The sequence below is a fragment of the Asticcacaulis sp. DW145 genome, assembly GCF_037101385.1.
Taxonomy (GTDB): Bacteria; Pseudomonadota; Alphaproteobacteria; order Caulobacterales; family Caulobacteraceae; genus Asticcacaulis; species Asticcacaulis currens.
The window spans coordinates 2,049,086-2,069,776 of the sequence record NZ_AP029024.1; the positions used below are offsets into that span (position 1 = coordinate 2,049,086).

Below are 20,691 nucleotides of genomic sequence, written 5' to 3' on the forward strand. Positions count from 1 at the left end.
CGTTCAGAACATCCCTCCGGTCAGTCAGGCGCTAAACGCGTCACTGACCGGAGACTGGACACCCGCTTCGGCGGGTGTTTTCATTTCCGCACCCCTCGCATGGCATGGATTTCCCTGAGGACAGGCATGGTCGATATAATCAAACGCATCGTTATTGCCGGCGGCGGCACAGCCGGATGGATGACCGCCGCCGCCCTGTCGCAGATTATGGGGGAAAGGCTCTGCATTACGCTTATTGAATCGGAAGAGATTGGCTCGGTCGGCGTCGGCGAGGCAACGATTCCGATGATTGCGCATTTCAATGCCCTTTTGCGCCTCGACGAAAACGAGTTCCTGCGTGAAACAAAGGGTACCATAAAGCTCGGCATCGCCTTTGACGGCTGGCGGCACGAGGGCCACAGCTACATGCACGCCTTTGGCACGCTGGGCCGTGATCTGGGCTCTGTACCGTTTCATCACTACTGGCTTCAGGCGCATCTTGACGGTCAAGACGAAGACCTTTGGGCTTATTCGCTGAATGAACGCGCCGCCTTCGCCAACCGCTTCGCCCCCTTAAACCAGATTCCCAATACGCCGTTGCCTGGCATACCCTACGCCTATCATTTCGATGCCTCGCTCTATGCCCTTTATCTGCGCCGGCTGGCCGAAGGCAAAGGGGCCAGACGAATCGAAGGACGCATTCGCGATATCGCGCTCAACCCCGAGACCGGCCATGTGACGCGCCTTAGTCTTGAGGATGGGCAAACGCTTGAGGGGGATCTGTTTATCGACTGTTCCGGCTTTCGCGGCCTTTTGATCGAAGGCGCGCTTAAGACCGGCTTCGAAAGCTATAAGGACCTTCTGCCGTGCGACCGCGCCTTTGCCGTGCCTTGCGAAAGCGCTTCCCCGCTCACCCCCTACACACGGTCTATTGCCCGCGAGGCCGGCTGGCAGTGGCGCATCCCGCTACAGCACCGTACCGGCAATGGTTACGTTTTTTGCAGCGACCATGTTTCAGAGGACGAGGCCGCGACCCGTCTGTTGTCGCGGCTGGATGGCAAGGCGCTGGCCGATCCGCGTCTCATTCGGTTTGAAACCGGACGGCGGCGCCTGCAGTGGAATGGCAATGTTATCGCGCTCGGTCTGTCGTCGGGCTTTATCGAGCCATTGGAATCGACCTCCATCCACCTTATCCAGTCGGGTATTGCGCGCCTGATTACGCTCTTCCCAAACGCCGGTTTCGACCCGTCTGTGGTGGCCGAGTATAACCGTCAGAGCGCGCTGGAATTCGAGCTGATCCGCGATTTTATCGTCTTGCACTACCATGCCAATGAGCGGCATGGCGAACCCTTCTGGGATCAGATGCGTCACTTGTCCATTCCGGAGAGTCTGGCGCAGAAGATAGCCTTGTTTCGCGCCTCCGGAATGATTCAACCCAATCCCAACGACCTGTTCCAGCTTCCCGCGTGGCTTCAGGTCATGGTGGGCCAGAATATTCGACCCACCGCCGCGCACCCGTTTGTGGGCGCTGTGCCCGAAGCGGCGCGCAAGGACTATCTCGCCAATCTGCGTACCATCATAGGGCGGGCGGCGGAAGGCCTGCCTGATCATGCCGATTATATCGCCAAGCATTGCCGCGCTCTATGAACTCTATCTGGTCTTTAAAACCCTGTCCGGACGCACACATTTAATTTTTATTTTTGGAACGCTACCCATAAGGTCATAGTAAATACGGGTTTTAACACCCCTTTGCCTGCGAAGAGACGCCTCATGATCGAAAAGAAGAACACCATACTTGTGGTCGATGACGAAGACGAAATCCGCAAGATGCTGAACATCTTTCTCGATGTCGCCGATTTCAAGGTCGTCGAGAGCGAGAACGGAAAGCAGGCCATTCGCTTGTCAGCTTCGGTCAAACCTGACCTGATCCTGCTCGATCTGGGCCTGCCGGACATCGACGGCAAGGAGGTCATTCAGACCATCCGTCAGTGGTCGAATGTGCCGATCATCGTACTCACCGCGCGCTCAGAAGACATGGACGCGGCGCCGGCCCTCAACCTGGGTGCGGACGACTATGTGACCAAACCGTTTTCGGCCGAAGTCCTGCTGGCGCGCATTAACGCCAATCTGCGCAAATCGGTCGTACGCGAAGTGGGTGAACCTGATGTGGTCAACGGCCCGATCCGAATGGATCTGGTGCGCCACGAAGTGTTCATCGACGAAAATAAGGTGCCCTTCACGCCGAAGGAATATGACCTGTTGCGCTTCTTCCTCGTCAATCGTGGCCGTATGCTCACGCACAAACAAATCCTCAAGGAAGTCTGGGGCCCGGCCCACGTGGACGATACCCAGTATCTGCGCGTCTATATCGGTCAGGTGCGCGAAAAGCTGGAGACCAAGCCGGGGTTGTCGAAGTCGATCGTCTCGGAATCCGGTATCGGTTACCGCATGGAGATCGTTGCCGAAACCGCGGCCTGATCACCCCCGGATCAGGTCCCATAAGGGCGGCGCCCCCATCGCCCTTTGGCTGCCTCCCTGCGAAGAAACGGCGGCCCCCTTCCCCAGGGGCCGCCGTTTGTTTTTTTGAGCCTTTGCCTGCGCCTTACCCGGCGCTTACGGACGCAGACTTTACCCCGTTTTGTATCCTTACAGGCAGGGCGCGATGATGAACTCAGCCACTAATGTTCTTATGGAGATCTTCCAATGCTGAGATGGGTCATCACCTTCTTCATTCTGGCGGTCGTGGCCGCCCTGTTCGGCTTTACGGGCCTCGCGGGCACGTTTGCCGATATCGCCAAGTTCATCGCCGTCGTGTTTGTGGTACTGTTTATCGCGGGTCTGGTCTACAGTGCGCTGACCGGGCGTCGCTCAAGCCCACCGATGTGAAGCTATTGATACGCTCATGAAAAACCCCGCCTTTACCGGCGGGGTTTTTTACAGGCCCTGTCGCACGCGTGTTGCAAGTCAGACACACAAATATCACAAATGAAAAACATTACATCGTATACAGTAGCCAATATACAAATACGCCGTTAGCGTTCCCCCACTTCCGGTGGAGCGCAATCATGAATACATCCTCATTTCTCAGATATCTGCTGCATGGCTCAGCGATCGGGCTGATCCTGACGGTCACGCCCGCAGCCCACGCCCAGAGCGACAAGAAGACCAAGACGGACAAGGCCGAAGAGGCCGTCGAAGAGGTCGTCGTTACAGGCACCCGCATTCGCTTACGCGGCGCACAGAGCGCCACGCCGACCTCGGTCATCACCTCTGACACCATCCAGAAAAATTCCCCGCGTCAGATCGCCGACCTCGTCAATCAGTTGCCTGCGCTCGTCATCAGCCAGAGCGATCAGACGAGCAATACCAACCGTGACAAGGATTCGATGGACCAGAGCCATCCGGGTCTGAACGCGCTTGACCTGCGGGGTCTTGGCACCAAGCGGACCCTTGTCCTCGTCAATGGCCGCCGCCATGTGCCCGGCGCGCCGGGGTCATCGGCGGTCGATATTTCCACCATCCCGTCAAGCCTCGTGGAGCGCGTTGAAGTGATCACCGGCGGGGCCTCAGCGCTATATGGGGCTGACGCGGTGGCTGGCGTCGCCAACTTTATCCTGCGCAAGAATTTTGAGGGGATCGACAGCAATATCCGCTACGGCAATTCGGCACGTAACGATATGCCGAGCTACGATGTGGATCTTTTGTGGGGGAAGAATTTCGCCGAAGGCAAAGGCAACTTCACCCTGTTCGGCTATTACGGCAAATCCGACGGCACGGTCGGCGGGCAGGACCGTCCCTGGACGGCGACGGGCAATCCGTGGTGGGGCCGCCTCGGTTCGGGGCCTACGGCGGTCAACTATATCATCGACGGCCGCCGCAATCTTGGCTATTCGCCGCGCGCTCAGGTGCTACTGGGACGCAAGGTCTATACCTTCAATGACGACGGCACCATGCGCGCCCCCATTCTGGGGCCAGGCGGAATTCTCAAGAACACCTATGACCTCAGCCGCCCCGAAAGCGTGGCCAATCTTGAAACGGATGGCGGCGAATACGGCGGTCGCTATGATAACTGGCTATTGTCTGTACCGAATGACCGCTTCATCGCGCACGGCACTCTCAACTATGAGCTGACCTCAAACCTGCGCTACTTCCTCGAAATGGACTACGCCACGAACAAATCGCACGGCGAATATGGCATGTGGTGGGAAGGCGCGTCCAACTGGCTCTATGAAGGCAACCCCTTCATCACCCAGGAGATGATTGCGGCGAATGGGGGCAGTCTGCCCTATGTCGCCTTCGCGCGGAACTTCCCCGAAATCGGTAAGTCGAGCTCCTATTATCAGCGGGATCTGTCGCAAATCGTCACGGGCTTTGACGGCAACCTGCCCGCATTGTTCGCAGGCCACGACTGGAACTGGTCGGCCTACTACTCCTACGGCAAGACCGAAGAACGCACCCAAGACCGCAATGCCGTCTCCAACGAACGCTATATGCGCGCGCTGGATGCCGTCTCAGGTCCGGGGGGCAAGCCGGTGTGCGGCGTCAATGCCGACGCCGACCCCACCAATAATGACCCCAATTGCGTGCCGCTCAATCCGTTCAAACCGCTGACGCAGGACGTTATCAGATACCTGACTTTTAACCCTTCAGAGTCGGTTTCCACGCTGGAACAGCAGGTGGTCTCTGCCTACGCCACGGGCGGGCTTTTCACCCTGCCCGCTGGTGAGGTGCAGGCGGTGATCGGCGGTGAATACCGTAAGGAAAAGAACTTCATCGGGGCTGTTGCCGAATATAATCCCGAAGACCCGGCCTATGTGCCCGACTTTGGCGTCGTACAGAACCCGCTGCGCGGTGAGTACGATGTGAAGGAAATCTTCGGCGAACTGAGTGTGCCGATCCTGGCGGATCTGCCCTTTGCCTATAAGCTCTCGGTAGATGCCGCCGTTCGCGCCTCGGACTATTCGACGGCGGGCAAGACGACGTCCTGGAAATACGGCCTGCAATACGCTCCGGTGCGTGACCTGCGACTGCGGGCCACCTACGGCAAGGCGGTGCGCGCCCCGAACATCAGCGAAGTCTTCACCGCCTCGTCGATCAGCGGACAGTGGCTTTATGATCCATGTAATTACTACATGACCTATCGCACGGAAACGACCAAGGACACGCTCGCCAACTGCGCGGCTTTGCACCCGGCCAACAAGAATTCGTACTGGCTTTGGACCGAGGTCGAAAAGAAGGGCAATCCGGATCTTGAGGTCGAAACGGCCAAGACCCTGACCGTCGGACTGGTCGCCCAACCGCGTTTCATGAAGAACTTCACGATGTCGGTGGACTATTACGATATTGACCTTAGCAATGTGATTGCCGCGGTCGAGCCGCAGACCATCATCAACAAATGCGTCGATGCCCCGATGCAGAACAATCCCTACTGCAACCTCGTCGTGCGCGAAGCCGGCACCAACAACCTGTTGCGCGTCGTCAAGCAGAATATCAACCTGGCCAAGCGCACCAACCGGGGCGTCGATGTCGAGGTAGACTATTTCACAGACTTGTCTTCGTGGGGCTGGGGCAGCGACAGCGGTCGTTTGTCGCTCAACATGGTCTTTACGCGCCTTAAGGAAAACAAGATCACGCCGGACCCGGACAACCCGCAAAGCGTAACAAGCACGCTTGGCATTTTCGGTTTCCCGAAATGGAAGGGCGTGACGCGCCTCTCCTATCAGAGAGGGCCGCTGTGGATGAGCTGGAGCGCCCGCTACTTCTCGCCGATGCGGATGAACACCACCATCAATCTCGAAAACTACTTCCCCTACCGTACCAAGTCGATCATGTATCACGACTTCAACGCCTGGTATGATCTGAAGAAGAATGTGGCCGTGGGCGTGGGGCTGAGCAATGTCTTCGACACCGCACCGCCGCGTTATCCCGGGGCTGAAGCGGGTGGGGCCTATTTCGGCGACGAAGGCTGGCAATCGGGCGTCTTTGACGTCATCGGTCGCACGGGCTTCGTCAGCATCAAATTTAAGAGGTAGTCCGCCTACGGATGAACAGAAAAACCCCGCCCTTAACCGCGGGGTTTTTTTAGGTCTCCATAAAGGCCGTCGCGGCCTGCACGGTTTCCTTCGCATAGAGGATGCGGCGATGGCCCAGTCCAGGCAAGGGATGTAAGCTCACATGCGGCCCGGCTGAGACGAAGCTTTCCGCGCTGAGGAACAGCACCTCCTGATCCTCCGGCGCGTGCAGGACCAGTGTCGGCACCGGGTGTTGGCGCAGAATGGCGTCGCCCATAAAGGCTTCGACCGGATGGCCGGTCAGGCGCTTGACGTGGTCTTTGAGAGACTGCGTGGCCTCCGGTGACAGGTCGTGGCGTCGGGCGAAGGTCTCGAAGACGCGCGGCATGGAACAGGGGGCAGCGATCAAAACCAGCCGCCCATAGCTCAGCGGTGGCAGGTCACCGACCAGACCCGACAGGGCCGCAAAGGCCACTGCCCCGCCAAACGAGTGGGCAATCACGCCATGCCAGGGACCGGTAACGGCGTGAAGCGCGTGCAGGGCCGCTACCCCCAACGCCACATGCAGGCGCTCACCATCGGAGCGCCCATGCGCCGGAAAATCGAGCGCCAGGACATCGAAGCCTGCGGCCAGCAAGGGCTCCACAAAGGCGGTCATTACCGCCGCCTGACCGGTCCAGCCGTGCAGCAGAACGACGCTTCCGCGTCCGTTCCCGACAAAGCGATAGGCCTGAAGCTCACCATCCTGAAACGGAATGCGCAACGCCAGAGCAGCGCTCAGTCGCGAGGCGACCCGCGCCATTCCTTTTTGTGCCGCTTCCGTCAAGGGTTCCGGCGTGCAGAAGACCTCGAACAGGCGGTCGGCCTGTGCCTTGGGCGTTTCGGTCAGGGAGTCCGATTGCACCGTCATGGGTCCGCGCCTATTCTGTTCAAGATTGAACGATAATTAGTTCAAAGTTGAACAAATAACAAGGACGGAAATGACGGACCCTGCCCCCACCGGCCCTCTCCCCTGGGACTTGCCGCGCTTTCGCAACTGGATCGCGGTCGCCCGCGCGCACCAAATGGTCGAAAAGGCCCTGACGACACGCCTGGCCCCCTTCGGCGTGCGGCTGGCCCATCACGATATTCTGGCCAATATCTACCGCTTTGCAGGCCTGACGCAGAATGAGCTGGCGCAACGGCTGCTGGTCGGTCGCTCCAATCTCTCGATGTTACTGCCTGAACTGGAAAAACGCGGGCTAATTGAGCGGCGAAGCGACGCGGCGGATAAGCGGGTACGGCGCCTGTGGCTGACTAAGGCCGGAGGCGAACTGACTGAGCGCACACTGGCGGTTCAGGCAGGCGTCGTCACCGACATGATGACCATTCTCAGCGATGAGGAATGTCAGGCGCTGGGCGACTATATGCGCCGCATCAGCGCCAGTTTGGCGCAGTGGGATACCGATCAGTCTTAAGCCCGGGCCTCAGCCATCTGCACGGGGACATAGACGCTGAACACCGCCCCGGTTTCCGGGTGGTTGCGCACCTCGATACGTCCGCCGAGTATAGTCATGATCAGCTCGGCAATCGACAGGCCCAGCCCCGTGCCGGCATTCTGCTGATCCTGCTTTTGCAGGCGCGTATATTTGCTGAAAATCGCGCGCATCTTATCCGGCGGAATGCCAGGCCCGTGGTCGCGTACATGGACAAAGGCCTCTTCGCCCGACGCCCCATAGTCTATATCGACCACCGGGGCTTTGCCCGTATGCTTCAGCGCGTTTTCGATAATCAGACCGACGACGCGCGACAACAGCACCGTATCGGTTCGGAAGGCCTCTGCGCCCCCCAGATCGTGCAGGCGGATTTCGCCCTTGTCTTTAAGGGGACCTAAGCGCGTAATCGAATCGCGGATCAGGGGCGTCAGATTGGCCGGTTCCTCACGCGGTTGCACCGCGCGGCTTTCCAGCTTGGCCATGTCGAGAATATTGGTGATGAACTTGTCAAGGCGATAGGCTTCGGACAGGGCGGAGTTGATCAGTGAACGCCGCTTCTCTTCCGAGAGCTTGGCTTCGAGCAGCGTATAGACCTCCAGCGACCCGATAATGGTCGCCAGCGGTGTTTTCAGATCGTGGGATACAGCGGACAACATCTGACGGTACAGCGCTTCCTTGAGTTGGGTCTCTTCAGACGGATCACTCCCCAGATCCGATTCCACCTTCGCCACCCTGACCTCTGAACCCATAATTAACCCCAAATGGGCAAACACTGGCAGAGACATATATCATTCCGGTGAACAAGGCCAAGCAAAAGCCCCGGACGGTTATTAAAAACAACCGTCCAGCGGCGGCCGCTCAGGGGGTTTGCATGAACTGCCCGCGCAGCGCCCCTTGCAGACGGGTGATGCGGCGCAGGGCGCGGTTCAGCTCGTCGATCAGGCGTGACTGATCGGGTGTCGCCACCTGACCGCCCTCGCCTTCCAGGCGCAGATAATCATCGAGCTGCGCCGCCAGATGCACCCGCGCGTCTTCCAGCATGGTCAGGCCGGTTTCGCCCAGTTGCCGCGCAGCCTCAAGTCCTTCGGCATAGCGCGTCGCCCAGGCATTAAGCCGCGAAATCTGCGCCTTCACATCGCTTTTGAGGTGCACTGTCTCCACGCCGGTCAGAAGATCCTCAAGGTCACTTCTTAAATGGCGCGCGTCTTCGATATCGAGCGAGAAATCCACCGGAACAGCCTCTGTCTTTGAAACAGCGCCAACGCTTTCATCCGGGGACGGATTTGGGGCCTCAATGGCCGCGGCTTCAGACGAGGGGTCACCTGCCTGGCTACCGCTTAGGGTCGTATCGCGTTCGACAGTCTCGGACATGGGATATCTCCTTGTCCGTCAAAGACTAATGCCCCGCTCGCAAGGGTGCAGTGCGGAGCGCAGACGCCCGCATAAAGGGGCGGTAAGCGCCACCTAGACCCTGGCCAGATCGCGTAGCTTTTGGGCCAGAAGTCCCGGCTGAATGGGCTTGGATAAATAGTCGTCCATCCCCGCCTCGATGCAGCGCTCCCGGTCCCCGGCCAGCGCATGGGCTGTCACGCCAATAATGCGGTAGCGGAACCCTTTGACGGGCTCCAGGTGTCGGATGCGCCGCGTGGTTTCAAAGCCGTCCATTTCGTGCATCTGCACATCCATCAGGATGGCGTGGTAGTGGGTGTCGCTGTGCGTCAGCCGTTCAAGTGCCTCGATACCGGACTCAGCGGCCTCGGCCTCATAGCCCATCTCTTCCAGCATAAGCGTCGCCACCAGCACGTTGGGCGCATAATCCTCAACGATCAGCACGCGCGGGCGCTCACCTGGTGCGGGTGGCGGCACGGGCGGACGTTCATCATCTACCGGCACCAGCACCGCCACCGGCAGGCTCAGGCGGACGCTGAACAAAGATCCTCGCCCCTCCTCGCTTTCGACCGAGATCTCACCGCCCATCACATCGACCAGAGCCCGGGCGATCGACAGGCCCAGTCCCGACCCGCCGAAGCGCCGCGTGATCGAAGCATCGGCCTGGGTGAACTTGTCAAAAATCTGATCGCGCTTGGCGGCCGGAATACCTATGCCGGTATCGCGCACACAAAGCGTCAGATCGACCCTGTCGCCCTGCGTCTTCGCCTCACCGATCAGTTCGATTTCGCCGCGCGATGTAAACTTCAGCGCGTTGGAAATCAGGTTCATGACAATCTGCTGCAAGCGCGTGCGGTCGCCGCGCACCGTCACGCCCTGCGTATGATCGCTCAGGGCAAAGTCCAGCCCCTTGCGCTCAATATCCTGCGCAAACATCATCTTCAGGTCTTCGAGCAAATCGGCGGGGCGGAAGGCTGTGGACTCCAGGTCGATTTTATTATCTTCAATTCTGGAAATATCGAGAAGATCGTTGATCAGGCGCAAAAGAAGCTGGGCATTGGTGCGCAGGGTTTCGACAATACGGTACTGATCGTCATTTAGCGGCGACTTGATTAGAATATCCGACAGACCGGTGACCACATTGAGCGGTGTGCGAATCTCGTGGCTCATGGTCGCCAGAAAATCGGTCTTTGCCTGTGAGGCGGCCTCAGCGCGCTCCTTGGCGGCCTGTAGCTCCTGCCGCTGACGCTCATTCTCACGCAGGAGACGCTCCTTGGTGAAGGCAGCCTGCATGACGGCCGGCAACAGATCGAGATAGGCCTGATTTATGTCCTTTACCGCATAGTCGGCCGCACCCAGTTCCATCGCCTCAAGCGCAATGGCTTCGTCGCCGCCGGCGGTCAGGATAATGACCGGCGTCGCATCCTCACGCGCCTTTAGAACCTTGAGCATTTCAAGCCCGTTCATGCCGGGAAGATTATAGTCGAGCAGGACAAGATCGAACCTCTGCTGCGACAGAGCCTCAAGCCCCGCCTCGGCGGTGATGGCCAGATCGACCTCCAGACTGTGCCGGCGAAAACGCTTCTGCAACAGGCGGCCTAACGCCTCATCATCTTCGATGTACAAAATGCGGGTCAGGGCGGGGGCGGACATGGGCATATTGTTATTTCACCACGGTGTTGGGAACCTTCACCACCGCAAGCATCAGTCCCAGCTTGCGGATGGCGTCGGAAAAATTGTCATACTCGACCGGCTTGGTGATGTAGACATTGCACCCCAGTTCGTAGCAGCGATCTATTTCGCGAGGGTTATCTGTCGTCGTCAGAACAATCACCGGTATAGCGCGCGTGGACGGATCCCCCTTCAGGCGGCGCAGAATCTCATAGCCGTCGATATGCGGAATGTTGAGGTCGAGCAGCACCAGTGTGCGCTCGTGGCGTTCGGCAACCTGTTCGGCGCTCAGGTGATCGCCAAAGAAGTAGTCGATGGCCGAGGCCCCGTCTTCAAAATGCCGTACCGGGTTACCGATACCGGCGCGCTCCAGGTTCTTGCGGATCAGGCGCGCATGACCGGCATCGTCTTCGATCATGACGAGGGTGAACTGATCGTCAAAAGCAGGCACCATCATAGGTCAGGTTTCCGTCAGAGGGGTTTGAGTGGAGGTGCGCGAAACTGGCCCGAAGCCGTCGCTCAGATTAGGGCGTTTTGGAAGGCGCACATGAAAGCGCGTCCCTTCATCAATTTTCGAGTCGAACCAGATTTCTCCCGACAGTCTTCGAAGGGTCGCCTTGACATAGGCCATGCCAAGTCCCAGCCCTCCGACCTCAGTGGTGTTGCGCGCGCGGCGGAAGATTTCAAACACCTTGGGTTTGTCGATGTCGGCAATGCCGCGCCCGTTATCGGACAGGGTGAAGATATAGTCGTGCGACGTTTCACGCACGGACATTTCTATTTTACCGGTAACATCTGTCCGCAGATATTTGACCGCATTATCGAGCAGATTGCCGAAAATCTGTTCCAGCGCAATGGCATCGCTCATAACCACCGGTAAGGAGGCACACGCGATCTCAATCCCCTTCTGAGTGATATCATATCCCAGGGCACCGACGCATTTATCGAATATCGTCTGCGTGTTAACGGGTTCAACCGTATAGACCCGCTTGCCGATGCGCGACAAATCGAGGATAGCGCGCGTGAGGCTATCCATGCGCTCGACACCCTTGGCAATGAAGCCCAGAGCTTCTGGCACGTCCTCTTTCAGAGCGAGATCGAGCGTTTTCTGATCCGCCGCCGCAAAGCCCGCCTGATAGGGGGCAATCGCGGCAGAGACGTCCTTCATGGATATTTCCAGTTCTTTGGAGAAACCTTTCAGATTGACCAGAGGTGCACGCAGATCATGTGAGGTGATGTAGGTAAAGGTTTCCAGATCTGCATAAAGCTGCCGCAGTTCTTCTTCACGCTGCTTCTGTTCGGTAATATCGGCGTGGGTACCGATCATGCTCTTAATGCCGCTGAAATCGGCCCCCGTGCCAACGCCACGCGACAATATCCAGCGATAGCCACCGTCCTTATGTCGCATGCGAAAAGTGCTGCGATAGGCGCCATCCGTCCCCTCCATATAGCGCCGCAGATCAGCGTCAGCCACCTCGCGGTCATCGGGGTGGATCATGTTGCGAAACACGTCCCAGCGGTTCTCCACCTCGTCCGTGCCATAGCCCAGCATCGCCTTATAGGCCGCCGAGCAATAAAAGTCGCCGCTGACAAAATTCACTTCGAACAGGCCGTCGTTGATCCCTTCGGTGACTTCGCGATATCGCTGCATCACACCTTCCTGCTCAGCAAGACGACTGCGGAAATCGGCCTCGAGATTGAGAATGGTCACTGTGCCCAGCAACATAACGCCGATCAGAAGCACGCTGCCGATAATCAGGGTGTAGAAGAAATCGGACCGCGCGCGCGCCACCTCCGCAGCCTGCAGCCGGACGTCAACGATGCGTTTGATATTGGTGGTTTCCAGCGCCCGCCGCACATGGGCCATGTCCTGAACCTGACGCAAAAAGGCCTCGCGCGTTAGCGCCGCCCCGCGCCCAACTCTGCGATTCTCGACCTGATCGTCAAAGGTTTTGCGAAGGGAGCGGATATTGTCGAGCCACAGATAGATGTCGCGTGCCGCCTCAGGATCGTAACGCAGAACCAGGGTACGATAGGCCGACAGATCGCGGTCCAGCATAGTCCGGGCCGTACGGTAGGCCGTCAGGGTCTTCTCTTCGCCGGAAATCAGGTAGGCGTGGACGCCCGTTTGCATATCCAGAAGATCGACAAGCACCACCCGGCTCTGACGGATGGCTTCGTACTCGAACAGCGATCGCCGGTTTTGATCCTGAATACGGTCGTAATGGGCATAGACGATGAAAGAAAAGGCCACGGTCGCCACGGACAACAGCACAAACATCACCAGATAGTAATGGCGCTGCCGTAGCAGCTTTTGCCACATCATGCCTCTTGCCCCATCCCGCCGAAACCGCCTGAAAACAAAAATGCAGGCCCCGAAGCCTGACGGCATCAGAGCCTGCGAAAACCGGAAATGTCCAGTCTCCCGCTAAACCTGTGGGGCTTAGTTCTTGGCGTCCTTGGCGGCATCCGAAACGGCTTCGCCGCCCGCTTGCACGTCCTTGCCCGCACCTTCAATAGTGTTGCAGGCCGACAGGGCCGGAACGGCAGCGAGTGCAACGCCGGCAATCATGATCATCTTGGCGATCTTCGTGGTCATGTCTTCATCCTATCTGGGCGATTGGCGGAAACGACAGGGCTTCCGAACGCCGCGTTGAAATAAAAGTCCCCCATCTTCGTCGCATGATTGCGCTGCCTGCGGTAATGGGTCCATGCCAACGGCGCAGGGCTTCATAAAGACATCATAAGAAAAATCAGACAGCTGTTTTACGGTGATCTGATTTTTCGCCCTTCAGTCCGTTGCGAAAGGCTCGCCACACAGACAAGGCGCTTGCGCTGGTGCGCGTGACAACACCTTCGACCTCACGCTCGCCGGGCAGGGCGGCGGTGTCCCGGATCAGACGCTCAAGCGCGGCCTGAACCGCCCGCCGCGCACGCCCGATCGCCACTAAAAGCATAAGCCCCAGGAGGATGACCATAGCCGCGACAATGGCACCGGCCACCTCGGGTGTGAGCGTGAGCGCCTGCAAGGCGTAAAAGGCCAGAAGCAACACCACCGAAAGTCCCAGCGCCAGTGCTACCAACGTGAACACCATAAGGGCGACCAGAACGCCCAGCGCACTCAGAAAGGCGATGGCCTGTGGCTGCACGTGATGAAACCGCTGACGCACAAGAACGAGCTGAGCCAGGCGAACCAGTAAGGACATATCCAATTCCTCTTAAAAACCCGATGAAAAAAGGGCGAAGCCCTGCTGGACTCCGCCCTCCAAAACCGATGCGTGTCAGATATTTCAGCGCTTGATCAGCATGCCGATCAGAACGCCGGCCCCAAGGGCCAGAAGGCCGGTACGCACGGGATTATCGTGAACTTCCTTGTTGAGGCGGCCACTGGCCTTGTTCAGATGACCGTGAGCGTCGTCGAAGATGTGACGGAGCTTCGCGCCGGCTTCGTTGGCGCGCGAAGTGAGGTCGTCAGCCATATGGCGCGCCGACTTTTCCACGTTATCAACGGTGCGATCGGCTTCCGAACGGACGTCGTTCTCGGCCAGAATCTTGGTGACTCCAGCGGCGGCTTTGGTGGCAGGGGACAGCATCAATCTCTCCTTTGATGGCGTGCGACATGGGGGGAATGGAGGTCACATCCACACGAACCGCGGGGCGGGGGGGGATGTCTGACACGGAAGACCGTCGAAACGGGCGCAAACGAGGATGGGGGGGATCTCGTTTTTTAATCCGTGTCATTGGTCCGTGTGGATGTGATGATTGAAACCTACCGGCGCCGCTTTAAGGATGCGATGCCTATGGCCAAAAACAAAAATAAGGGGCGGATAAAGGGCCATTTCCTGATTTTTTACTTACGCACAACGCCTTTCAAACCCGGCGAAAACTGACGCGGCGCGGGCGCAGTGTGCGGATAAGGTTGTCGCGCCGAAATCGGCGTCGCGACCTTCCCACCCCGCGTTAAAGAGGAGATCAGACATGGGCGATGTAAAAGGCTCGATCAAGGAAACTGCCGGCGGCGTCGAAGAGGAACTGGGTGAAGCCCTCCACAACGACAAGATGGCCGAAGACGGTCGCAAGCTGCGTAATGAAGGCCGTATCGAACAGGGCAAGATGCCCAAATTAAATCCGGTCGGCTCCGAAAAGCCTTAATCTTCGGGTTCTGACGTCAGACCACTAGCAACAAAAAGCCGCCCTGATCGGAAAAGATCAGGGCGGCTTTTTATGCTCTATATCGCCTGTTTTTCCTCTCCATGCCTACGGCTTAGGGAGGAGACAACCGTTACAGGCGCACGACCTTTGCGGTGTGGGAGAGAGGTTCGGTGGTTTTGAGTGGGTTTCTGAGCGGGTGGACGAAGGGGCGGGCGTCGATTTCGAACACGTCGCCGGCTTGCGTCTTCACGCCATCAGCAAAGCTCGCCGTCGCCGTGCCGAAGCAGTGCACGTGCACATCGCCCGGCACGCGGAACAGTTCGTACTTGAAGTGGTGGTGCTCCAGATTCTCGAACGTGTGGGACATGTTGTCCTCACCCGAGATAAACGGTTTCTCCCAGATCACTTCATTGCCGCGCACGATCTTCGACGTGCCTTCGACGTGGCTCGGCAGCTCTCCGGTCAGGAGCTCGACACCGAGGCTTGCCGGGCGCAGCTTGGAGTGGGCCAGCCACAGATAGTTCTGCTTCTCAGTCACGTGGTCTGAGAACTCATTGGCCAGCGCAAAGCCGATGCGATAGGGCTGTGCATCCTCGCCAATGACGTAGATGCCCGCCATTTCCGGCTCCTCGCCGCCGTCCTCGGCAAAGCCCGGCGACACCAGCTCGGCCCCCGGCCCGACCAACGCATAGCCATTGCCCTTATAGAACCATTCCGGCTGCGCCCCCGCCGTGCCCGAGGCCGGCTTGCCGCCCTTCACGCCCATCAGGAACATGCGCATCGAATCGGTCAGGTTTTCTTCGCCACCCGCCTCTTTGGCCTTGGCGTGCATCTTGTCGCGGCCCTCGGCCGAGCCCAGGTGCGTCAGGCCCGTCCCGGTCAGGTGCAGGTGGGCCGGGTCCGGATGGTCGATCGGGGCCAGCACGCGGCCTTCGGACAGGGCCAGCGCAATGTCCACCGCCTCACCCAGCCCCTGCTGCGCCACCTGATCGGCAATCGAGCGTTTGGCCGCGATGGCGGCCCTGGCCAGCTCATAGGTCGTGGTCACGCCCAGAATAAGCTTCGCCGAGCCGTCATCCTCGGCGGCGGCCACGCCACGCGTTGCGTGGGCATCGACAAACTGGATCAGGCGAAGGGTCATGCGGTCGCTCCCGATAGATCAAGCGCATCCCCCCAGACGTGTCTGGCGGTTTGGGGCAGGATGCGCGGCCATTAAGTCTTTAAAACTCAGACAATTGATTGTGACTTAGGCCCGCCTTTGCCGTTTGTCAAATCGAGTTTATGATCATACGGAGATTCTCCTACACCCGTCTCTCCGCGAGCGGGGAGACGGGGGATTAGACAGGGACCTGCATGACCGACACCCGACCCGCCGCTTCGTTTGACCGCTCCCCGGCCAAAGACAGTTCCGCCCCAAGTTCCGCTTACGGCGTGCATTTTCAGGGGCGCCTGCACGGGGCGCTGGCCCACCGGCTGGGGGTGGACATCCTCAAGGGCGTCTATCAGCCCGGCGAAGTCCTGCCCAATGAGATCGATTCCTCCTCGACGCTCGACATCTCGCGCTCGGCCTATCGGGAGGCCATCCGCATTCTGGCCGCCAAGGGCATGGTCGAAAGCCGCCCCAAGGCCGGGACGCGCGTCACCGCGCGCCGCCGCTGGAACGTGCTTGATCCGGAGGTGCTGGGCTGGATGTTCGAGACCGAGCCGTCGGAGGACTTCATCAAGGGCCTGTTTGAACTGCGCCTGATCACCGAACCGGCCGCCGCCGAGCTGGCGGCTCTGCGCCGCACGGACGAGCATCTGCGCCTGATGGATAAGGCGCTCGACCTCATGCAGGCCGAGACCCTGGCCACCGAGGCCGGGCGAAAGGCCGATCTCGACTTCCACGACGCCCTCATGCACGCCACACATAACGAGGCCCTCGCCTCCCTGAGCCACTCCATCGGCGCCGCTGTCGCCTGGTCCACGCGCTTCAAGCAGCGCCATCAGGCCCTAACCCGCGATCCCATCCCTGACCATCGACGCGTCTTCGATGCCATCAAGCGTCAGGACGCCGGCGCCGCAAGATGGTGCATGGAATCCCTCATCCGAATGGCCCTCGACGACACCCAGCGCTCCATGCAGACACAGTATCTCGAACCGAGAAGCTAGTTTAGACGCCCGCGCCCTCTGACGCCACGGCCCTGGCCTTGATCAGTGGTGAGGCTGGTTCCAGCAGGCCATTTTCGCGCGCCACGAGCGTTGGGATCAGAATTTGCCCCGTCACATTGGTCGCGGTGCGCACCATGTCGATAATGCGGTCGATAGCCGCCAGAAGCGCGATCCCTTCCAGCGGCAGGCCGGCGGTTGAAAGCGTCAGGGTCAGCATGACGGTCGCTACGCCCGGCACGCCGGCGGTGGCCAGTGACCCCAACATGGCCGTGAGGGCGATAATCACATAGTGGCTCTGGGTCAGCTCGATGTGGAAATAGTTGGCCACAAAGATTGAAGCGATGGCCGGATAGATGGCGCCGCAGCCGTCCATCTTCATGTTGGCCCCCAGCGGCACGGCAAAGCCCGCATAGGCCGGATTGAGCTTCAGCTTTTCGATGGCCGCATTGAGCGACACCGGCAGGGTGCCGAGCGACGAGCAGGTGAAAAAGGCCGTCTGCTGCGCTTCGAATACGCCCTTGTAAAAGGCCACGACGCGCAAGCCATGCAGCTTGAGCAGAACCGGATAGACGACAAACACGTGGATCAGACAGGCCAGATAGATGGCCCCGATAAAGCTCAGTAGCGGCGTCAGGCTCTCAAGGCCATAAGAGCCTACCACCGAGGCAATGAGGCCAAAGACGCCAAACGGCGTCAACTGGATCACCCAGCGCGTCAGTTTGAACATCAGCTGACTGCCCTGAGAGACGAGCGTTTTCAGCTCGGCCGCGCGCTCGCCCAGGGCGCTCAGGCCCGCGCCTACAAACAGCGCGACAAAAACGACGCTTAAGACCTGACCTTCGGCAAAGGCCTTGAAAATATTGGTCGGTACAATGCCGATCAGAACATCCTGCACCGGCGGGATGACCTTCGGCTTGACATCGGCCAGCGGCAGGCCGCTTAAGCCCCGGCCCGGCTCGATCAGGTGGCCGATAGCAAAGCCCAGCGACACGGCCAGACCAGCGGTGATGATGAACCACACGATCGTCACCACCCCCAGACGCACGGCCTTGCCGCCGCCACCTTCGCCCAGAGCCCCCTCTCCCAGCCGCGAAATAGAGGCGGCGATGGTGAAGAAGACCAGCGGCACGACCAGCATCTTGATCAGGTTGACGAAGAGGTCGCCGATCGGCTCAACCCACGGCACGGCCTGCTGACCGAAGGCCACCCCCACCCCGGTCCCCAGCGCAAAAGCCACCAGAACGCGCAACCAGAAGGGAATTTTGGACATGTTAAGCCTCATCAGTAAGACCCCGAAGATAGGCCGAAACGCTAAAGGCGCAAGCGAGGAAAAGTAACGGGTGAAATTAGGTCACGTTGCCGCTGGAATGAACGATCACACGATGCGGGTTGAATTAGTCAAAAACCCCACCACCCCGCCGTTCGGGGGGCGGCCCTATCGCTAGCGACAGCTGTACTTTCGCTGGCGCCACACCCCGGCACGCCCTGGAGGTATTAAAAATTTCGCTATAACAACGGAGCGACAAGGAGCGCGGTCAATAGCAAAAGGCCCAGCGACAGCCAGCGGTAATTTTTGTACCAAGACACGCCTTTCAATGCGGCGCTTTCGCGGTCCCACACAGCGCGGGTGAAAACGAGCGCGCTCACCGAAGCCTCCGGAGCCGGGCGCATCAGGCTGCCCGCTATCAAAGCGGCCGCGCTGACGAGGAAGATGATAAACGCCGCCACCAGGAAATGCAGCGGCAAGACGCCGATGATCTCTACACTGACGAACAGGCCAAGGCTCAGGGTTGTGCCGACGATCAGCGCACAGGCCGCGCCAAAGGCATTGGCGCGGTTCCAGAAGAGGCCCATCAGGAACAGCGTCGCTACCGGTGGCACGAAATAGGCCAGCATGGCCTGCAGGTAGTTCCACAGCGTGTCCTGAATGGCCCCCAGCATGGGCAGCCACAGGATCGACAAAGCCATAACGCTGAGGATGGCCAGCCGCCCGGCCAGCAGCAGCCGCGACTCTGAGGTGTGCGGGCGGAGCGCTTTAAGGAAGTCGAGCGTCACGAGCGTTGCCGCCGCATTGTAGTTGGAGGCCAGTGACGACAGGATGGTGACCAGGAACACCCCGGCGACCAGACCAACCACACCCGTCGGCAACAGGCTGAAGGCCAGGGCGAAAAAGGTCTGATCGGGGGCGTCAAGCGCCGGGAACAGCAGCGGCGCGCACAGGCCCGGCACGACCAGTAGCCCCAGAGTCGTTAGCTTCAACCCGCCGGCAAACAGGCTGCCCCAGCGGCCATGATCGAGCGATTTGGCCGCCAGCACCTTCTGCACCATGTACTGATTGGTGCACCAGAAATAGAAGCCTATCAGCGGCAGACCGGTGACCAGACCCGTCCACGGCAGCACATCATCCGTGGCCGGACGAACCAGATGCAGCCGCAGAGCGTCGCTGTGGGCCGCAACCGCCTGCCAGCCGCCGACGGCCTTCAGCGCCAGGACGCTGATGACTGCGCAGACGCCGATCAGGAATACCGCCTGCACCGTGTCGGTGATCAGCACGGCGCGCAAGCCTCCGGCGACGAGGAACAGCCCGGCACACAGCGACAGGAGCGCTCCCACCTCAAACAGGCTGAGCGCCGGAAACAGGAGCCGGAACAACAGGCTGCCCGCAAACAACAGCCCTGCCGTATCGACAAAGGTCATCAGGGCTATGGACAGGCCCGACACATAGGTGCGCGCAAAGCGGCCATAGCGTTTTTCAAGGAACTCCGGCACGGTGAAGACGCCGGATGACAGATAGGTCGGCAGCACTACGGCGCAGAACAGGGTCAGGACCAGCACCGCTACCCAGTCGTAATTATAGACGCTGATCCCATGCGCGTAGGCCGAGCCGGGCACCCCGATCAGGGCGGAGGACGACAGGGTCGCGGCGTAAAGCGTGAACCCCACCACGGGCCAGCGCGCCTGACCCGCCGCCAGAAACTGCTGCTTCAGCGTGGTGATCTTCAGCCGAGACAAAAGCGCCAGCGCCACCAGCCCCAGCACATAGGCCGCCGCCACGCCAATATCGATGCTGTTGAGCGTGCCGAACGCCATCCCTGCCCCTCAAAGCGCGTTCCGAAAAGGGTAAAGCGGTTTTCGGACCCAAATGCGCGACAATCAAAACCGAGAGCGCGTTTCGATGAAACCCGCTTTAGTTTAACGAGGGCAGGTTAGAGCAGGCAGACGTCAGGTGAAAGACTTTTTCGCCTCATCGGCGCGCCGGCAGGAACCGCGGATTGCGCAGCAAAGCCGCGGAGATCAGCGAGACCAGCACGCCGACAGGGAAGATTTCGGTAAAGGTCATCGGCAGGCGATAGAGCGGATCGGCGTATTGCGTGGCAAAGGCCGCCATATCCTTCGTCAAGGTTGCCAGTTCGGCGGCGCTGGCCCCCGCCGCGCGTTTCTGGGCGATCACTTCACGGCCATAGTCGGCGGCAAAGTCAATCCCCGACACCGCCAGAGCCGCTTCCCATGCGAGGACGTAGATCACTCCGGCGACGAGACTGATGGCCAGGCCCATGCCAAAGGCCGGCCAGAAGCGGATGACCCCGCCGCCTTCGACATCGCGGCGGCGCTTTACGGCGACAAACACCGCCGACAGGGCAATCAGCATGGTCGTATAGCCTATGGCCATGCCCCAGGGCATCGGCGGATGGCCTTTGAGCCCGACGGTCATCACAAACAGCGGGACGCCGACGATCAGGCCGGCTATACCGCCAAAGACAAAAATGGTGCGCAACATGGAACAGCTCTCCTGTAAATGGGTTGACTGAGCAGAGGCGGTTCAGCGGTTTTGCACAATCGCCCAAAAGGATGATTTCGGGTGA

General features: G+C 59.6%; 20 protein-coding genes. 7 read left to right on the plus strand and 13 right to left on the minus strand.

The window, feature by feature from the left end; genetic code table 11:
• Positions 1–126: 126 nt before the first annotated feature.
• The 4 genes from AACH73_RS09475 to AACH73_RS09490 all read left to right on the plus strand — a co-directional run bounded on the left by AACH73_RS09475 (position 127) and on the right by AACH73_RS09490 (position 6,011).
• Positions 127–1,626 carry a tryptophan halogenase family protein gene (locus tag AACH73_RS09475; protein WP_338734675.1) on the plus strand — a complete coding sequence of 500 codons (1,500 nt, stop codon included), beginning with the start codon at positions 127–129 and terminating at the stop codon, positions 1,624–1,626.
• Positions 1,627–1,749: 123 nt separating this feature from the next.
• Positions 1,750–2,457: a response regulator transcription factor gene (locus AACH73_RS09480; RefSeq protein ID WP_338734676.1), complete on the plus strand. Its 708-nt coding sequence runs from the start codon at positions 1,750–1,752 to the stop codon at positions 2,455–2,457.
• A gap of 225 nt (positions 2,458–2,682) precedes the next feature.
• Positions 2,683–2,865 (plus strand): DUF1328 domain-containing protein, encoded by a 183-nt coding sequence (locus AACH73_RS09485; RefSeq protein ID WP_013479482.1) that lies wholly within the window; start codon positions 2,683–2,685, stop codon positions 2,863–2,865.
• A gap of 179 nt (positions 2,866–3,044) precedes the next feature.
• Positions 3,045–6,011 carry a TonB-dependent receptor gene (locus tag AACH73_RS09490; protein WP_338734677.1) on the plus strand — a complete coding sequence of 989 codons (2,967 nt, stop codon included), beginning with the start codon at positions 3,045–3,047 and terminating at the stop codon, positions 6,009–6,011.
• A 49-nt stretch (positions 6,012–6,060) separates the two neighbouring features.
• On the opposite strand, the gene AACH73_RS09495 is transcribed toward AACH73_RS09490, so the two are convergent.
• On the minus strand, positions 6,061–6,900 hold the full coding sequence (locus AACH73_RS09495) for an alpha/beta fold hydrolase (protein WP_338734678.1): 840 nt from the start codon (positions 6,898–6,900) through the stop codon (positions 6,061–6,063).
• Between the two features lie 70 nt (positions 6,901–6,970).
• Between AACH73_RS09495 and AACH73_RS09500 the strand changes: the two genes are divergently transcribed.
• Positions 6,971–7,447: a MarR family winged helix-turn-helix transcriptional regulator gene (locus tag AACH73_RS09500; RefSeq protein ID WP_338734679.1), complete on the plus strand. Its 477-nt coding sequence runs from the start codon at positions 6,971–6,973 to the stop codon at positions 7,445–7,447.
• Here AACH73_RS09500 and AACH73_RS09505 read toward each other — a convergent pair.
• The 8 genes from AACH73_RS09505 to AACH73_RS09540 form a co-directional block, all read right to left on the minus strand.
• The gene (locus AACH73_RS09505; RefSeq protein WP_338734680.1) at positions 7,444–8,214 is read right to left on the minus strand and encodes an ATP-binding protein; all 771 of its coding nucleotides are present in this window, start codon (positions 8,212–8,214) and stop codon (positions 7,444–7,446) included. The two genes, AACH73_RS09500 and AACH73_RS09505, sit on opposite strands and share 4 nt — an antisense overlap.
• Positions 8,215–8,323: 109 nt before the next feature.
• Complete coding sequence (locus tag AACH73_RS09510) at positions 8,324–8,836, minus strand: hypothetical protein (protein ID WP_338734681.1); 513 nt, start codon at positions 8,834–8,836, stop codon at positions 8,324–8,326.
• A gap of 93 nt (positions 8,837–8,929) precedes the next feature.
• A complete protein-coding gene (locus AACH73_RS09515) occupies positions 8,930–10,507 on the minus strand; it encodes a response regulator (protein WP_338734682.1) in 1,578 nt (525 codons plus the stop codon).
• Between the two features lie 10 nt (positions 10,508–10,517).
• Positions 10,518–10,982 carry a response regulator gene (locus tag AACH73_RS09520; RefSeq protein WP_272742678.1) on the minus strand — a complete coding sequence of 155 codons (465 nt, stop codon included), beginning with the start codon at positions 10,980–10,982 and terminating at the stop codon, positions 10,518–10,520.
• A 3-nt stretch (positions 10,983–10,985) separates the two neighbouring features.
• Positions 10,986–12,851 (minus strand): ATP-binding protein, encoded by a 1,866-nt coding sequence (locus AACH73_RS09525; protein WP_338734684.1) that lies wholly within the window; start codon positions 12,849–12,851, stop codon positions 10,986–10,988.
• Positions 12,852–12,968: 117 nt separating this feature from the next.
• Positions 12,969–13,124, minus strand: a complete 156-nt coding sequence (locus AACH73_RS09530) for an entericidin A/B family lipoprotein (protein WP_338734685.1) — start codon at positions 13,122–13,124, stop codon at positions 12,969–12,971.
• Positions 13,125–13,278: 154 nt separating this feature from the next.
• Positions 13,279–13,731 (minus strand): hypothetical protein, encoded by a 453-nt coding sequence (locus AACH73_RS09535; RefSeq protein ID WP_338734686.1) that lies wholly within the window; start codon positions 13,729–13,731, stop codon positions 13,279–13,281.
• An 84-nt stretch (positions 13,732–13,815) separates the two neighbouring features.
• Complete coding sequence (locus AACH73_RS09540) at positions 13,816–14,118, minus strand: hypothetical protein (protein WP_272742674.1); 303 nt, start codon at positions 14,116–14,118, stop codon at positions 13,816–13,818.
• 385 nt (positions 14,119–14,503) lie between these two features.
• Here AACH73_RS09540 and AACH73_RS09545 point away from each other — a divergent pair, with 385 nt between their 5' ends.
• Positions 14,504–14,677, plus strand: coding sequence for a hypothetical protein (locus AACH73_RS09545; protein ID WP_272742673.1), 174 nt, complete (start codon positions 14,504–14,506; stop codon positions 14,675–14,677).
• Positions 14,678–14,807: 130 nt separating this feature from the next.
• On the opposite strand, the gene araD1 is transcribed toward AACH73_RS09545, so the two are convergent.
• The gene (gene araD1 / locus AACH73_RS09550) at positions 14,808–15,818 is read right to left on the minus strand and encodes an AraD1 family protein (protein WP_338734687.1); all 1,011 of its coding nucleotides are present in this window, start codon (positions 15,816–15,818) and stop codon (positions 14,808–14,810) included.
• A 212-nt stretch (positions 15,819–16,030) separates the two neighbouring features.
• On the opposite strand from araD1, the gene AACH73_RS09555 reads away from it, so the two are divergent.
• Positions 16,031–16,828 carry a FadR/GntR family transcriptional regulator gene (locus AACH73_RS09555; protein ID WP_338734689.1) on the plus strand — a complete coding sequence of 266 codons (798 nt, stop codon included), beginning with the start codon at positions 16,031–16,033 and terminating at the stop codon, positions 16,826–16,828.
• A gap of 1 nt (position 16,829) precedes the next feature.
• Here AACH73_RS09555 and AACH73_RS09560 read toward each other — a convergent pair whose 3' ends face one another.
• From AACH73_RS09560 to AACH73_RS09570, 3 genes are all read right to left on the minus strand, one after another.
• On the minus strand, positions 16,830–18,098 hold the full coding sequence (locus tag AACH73_RS09560; protein ID WP_338734690.1) for a dicarboxylate/amino acid:cation symporter: 1,269 nt from the start codon (positions 18,096–18,098) through the stop codon (positions 16,830–16,832).
• A gap of 236 nt (positions 18,099–18,334) precedes the next feature.
• Positions 18,335–19,918, minus strand: coding sequence for a sodium/solute symporter (locus tag AACH73_RS09565; RefSeq protein WP_338734692.1), 1,584 nt, complete (start codon positions 19,916–19,918; stop codon positions 18,335–18,337).
• Between the two features lie 154 nt (positions 19,919–20,072).
• The gene (locus AACH73_RS09570; RefSeq protein WP_338734694.1) at positions 20,073–20,606 is read right to left on the minus strand and encodes a DUF4199 domain-containing protein; all 534 of its coding nucleotides are present in this window, start codon (positions 20,604–20,606) and stop codon (positions 20,073–20,075) included.
• Positions 20,607–20,691: the final 85 nt, after the last annotated feature.

Bases quoted from the DNA above. Each gene is read 5' to 3' on its own strand.
- AACH73_RS09475 (WP_338734675.1), top strand. From the start codon at position 127: ATGGTCGATATAATCAAACGCATCGTTATTGCCGGCGGCGGCACAGCC.
- AACH73_RS09480 (WP_338734676.1), top strand. From the start codon at position 1,750: ATGATCGAAAAGAAGAACACCATACTTGTGGTCGATGACGAAGACGAA.
- AACH73_RS09485 (WP_013479482.1), top strand. From the start codon at position 2,683: ATGCTGAGATGGGTCATCACCTTCTTCATTCTGGCGGTCGTGGCCGCC.
- AACH73_RS09490 (WP_338734677.1), top strand. From the start codon at position 3,045: ATGAATACATCCTCATTTCTCAGATATCTGCTGCATGGCTCAGCGATC.
- AACH73_RS09495 (WP_338734678.1), bottom strand. From the start codon at position 6,900: ATGACGGTGCAATCGGACTCCCTGACCGAAACGCCCAAGGCACAGGCC.
- AACH73_RS09500 (WP_338734679.1), top strand. From the start codon at position 6,971: ATGACGGACCCTGCCCCCACCGGCCCTCTCCCCTGGGACTTGCCGCGC.
- AACH73_RS09505 (WP_338734680.1), bottom strand. From the start codon at position 8,214: ATGGGTTCAGAGGTCAGGGTGGCGAAGGTGGAATCGGATCTGGGGAGT.
- AACH73_RS09510 (WP_338734681.1), bottom strand. From the start codon at position 8,836: ATGTCCGAGACTGTCGAACGCGATACGACCCTAAGCGGTAGCCAGGCA.
- AACH73_RS09515 (WP_338734682.1), bottom strand. From the start codon at position 10,507: ATGTCCGCCCCCGCCCTGACCCGCATTTTGTACATCGAAGATGATGAG.
- AACH73_RS09520 (WP_272742678.1), bottom strand. From the start codon at position 10,982: ATGATGGTGCCTGCTTTTGACGATCAGTTCACCCTCGTCATGATCGAA.
- AACH73_RS09525 (WP_338734684.1), bottom strand. From the start codon at position 12,851: ATGATGTGGCAAAAGCTGCTACGGCAGCGCCATTACTATCTGGTGATG.
- AACH73_RS09530 (WP_338734685.1), bottom strand. From the start codon at position 13,124: ATGACCACGAAGATCGCCAAGATGATCATGATTGCCGGCGTTGCACTC.
- AACH73_RS09535 (WP_338734686.1), bottom strand. From the start codon at position 13,731: ATGTCCTTACTGGTTCGCCTGGCTCAGCTCGTTCTTGTGCGTCAGCGG.
- AACH73_RS09540 (WP_272742674.1), bottom strand. From the start codon at position 14,118: ATGCTGTCCCCTGCCACCAAAGCCGCCGCTGGAGTCACCAAGATTCTG.
- AACH73_RS09545 (WP_272742673.1), top strand. From the start codon at position 14,504: ATGGGCGATGTAAAAGGCTCGATCAAGGAAACTGCCGGCGGCGTCGAA.
- araD1 (WP_338734687.1), bottom strand. From the start codon at position 15,818: ATGACCCTTCGCCTGATCCAGTTTGTCGATGCCCACGCAACGCGTGGC.
- AACH73_RS09555 (WP_338734689.1), top strand. From the start codon at position 16,031: ATGACCGACACCCGACCCGCCGCTTCGTTTGACCGCTCCCCGGCCAAA.
- AACH73_RS09560 (WP_338734690.1), bottom strand. From the start codon at position 18,098: ATGTCCAAAATTCCCTTCTGGTTGCGCGTTCTGGTGGCTTTTGCGCTG.
- AACH73_RS09565 (WP_338734692.1), bottom strand. From the start codon at position 19,918: ATGGCGTTCGGCACGCTCAACAGCATCGATATTGGCGTGGCGGCGGCC.
- AACH73_RS09570 (WP_338734694.1), bottom strand. From the start codon at position 20,606: ATGTTGCGCACCATTTTTGTCTTTGGCGGTATAGCCGGCCTGATCGTC.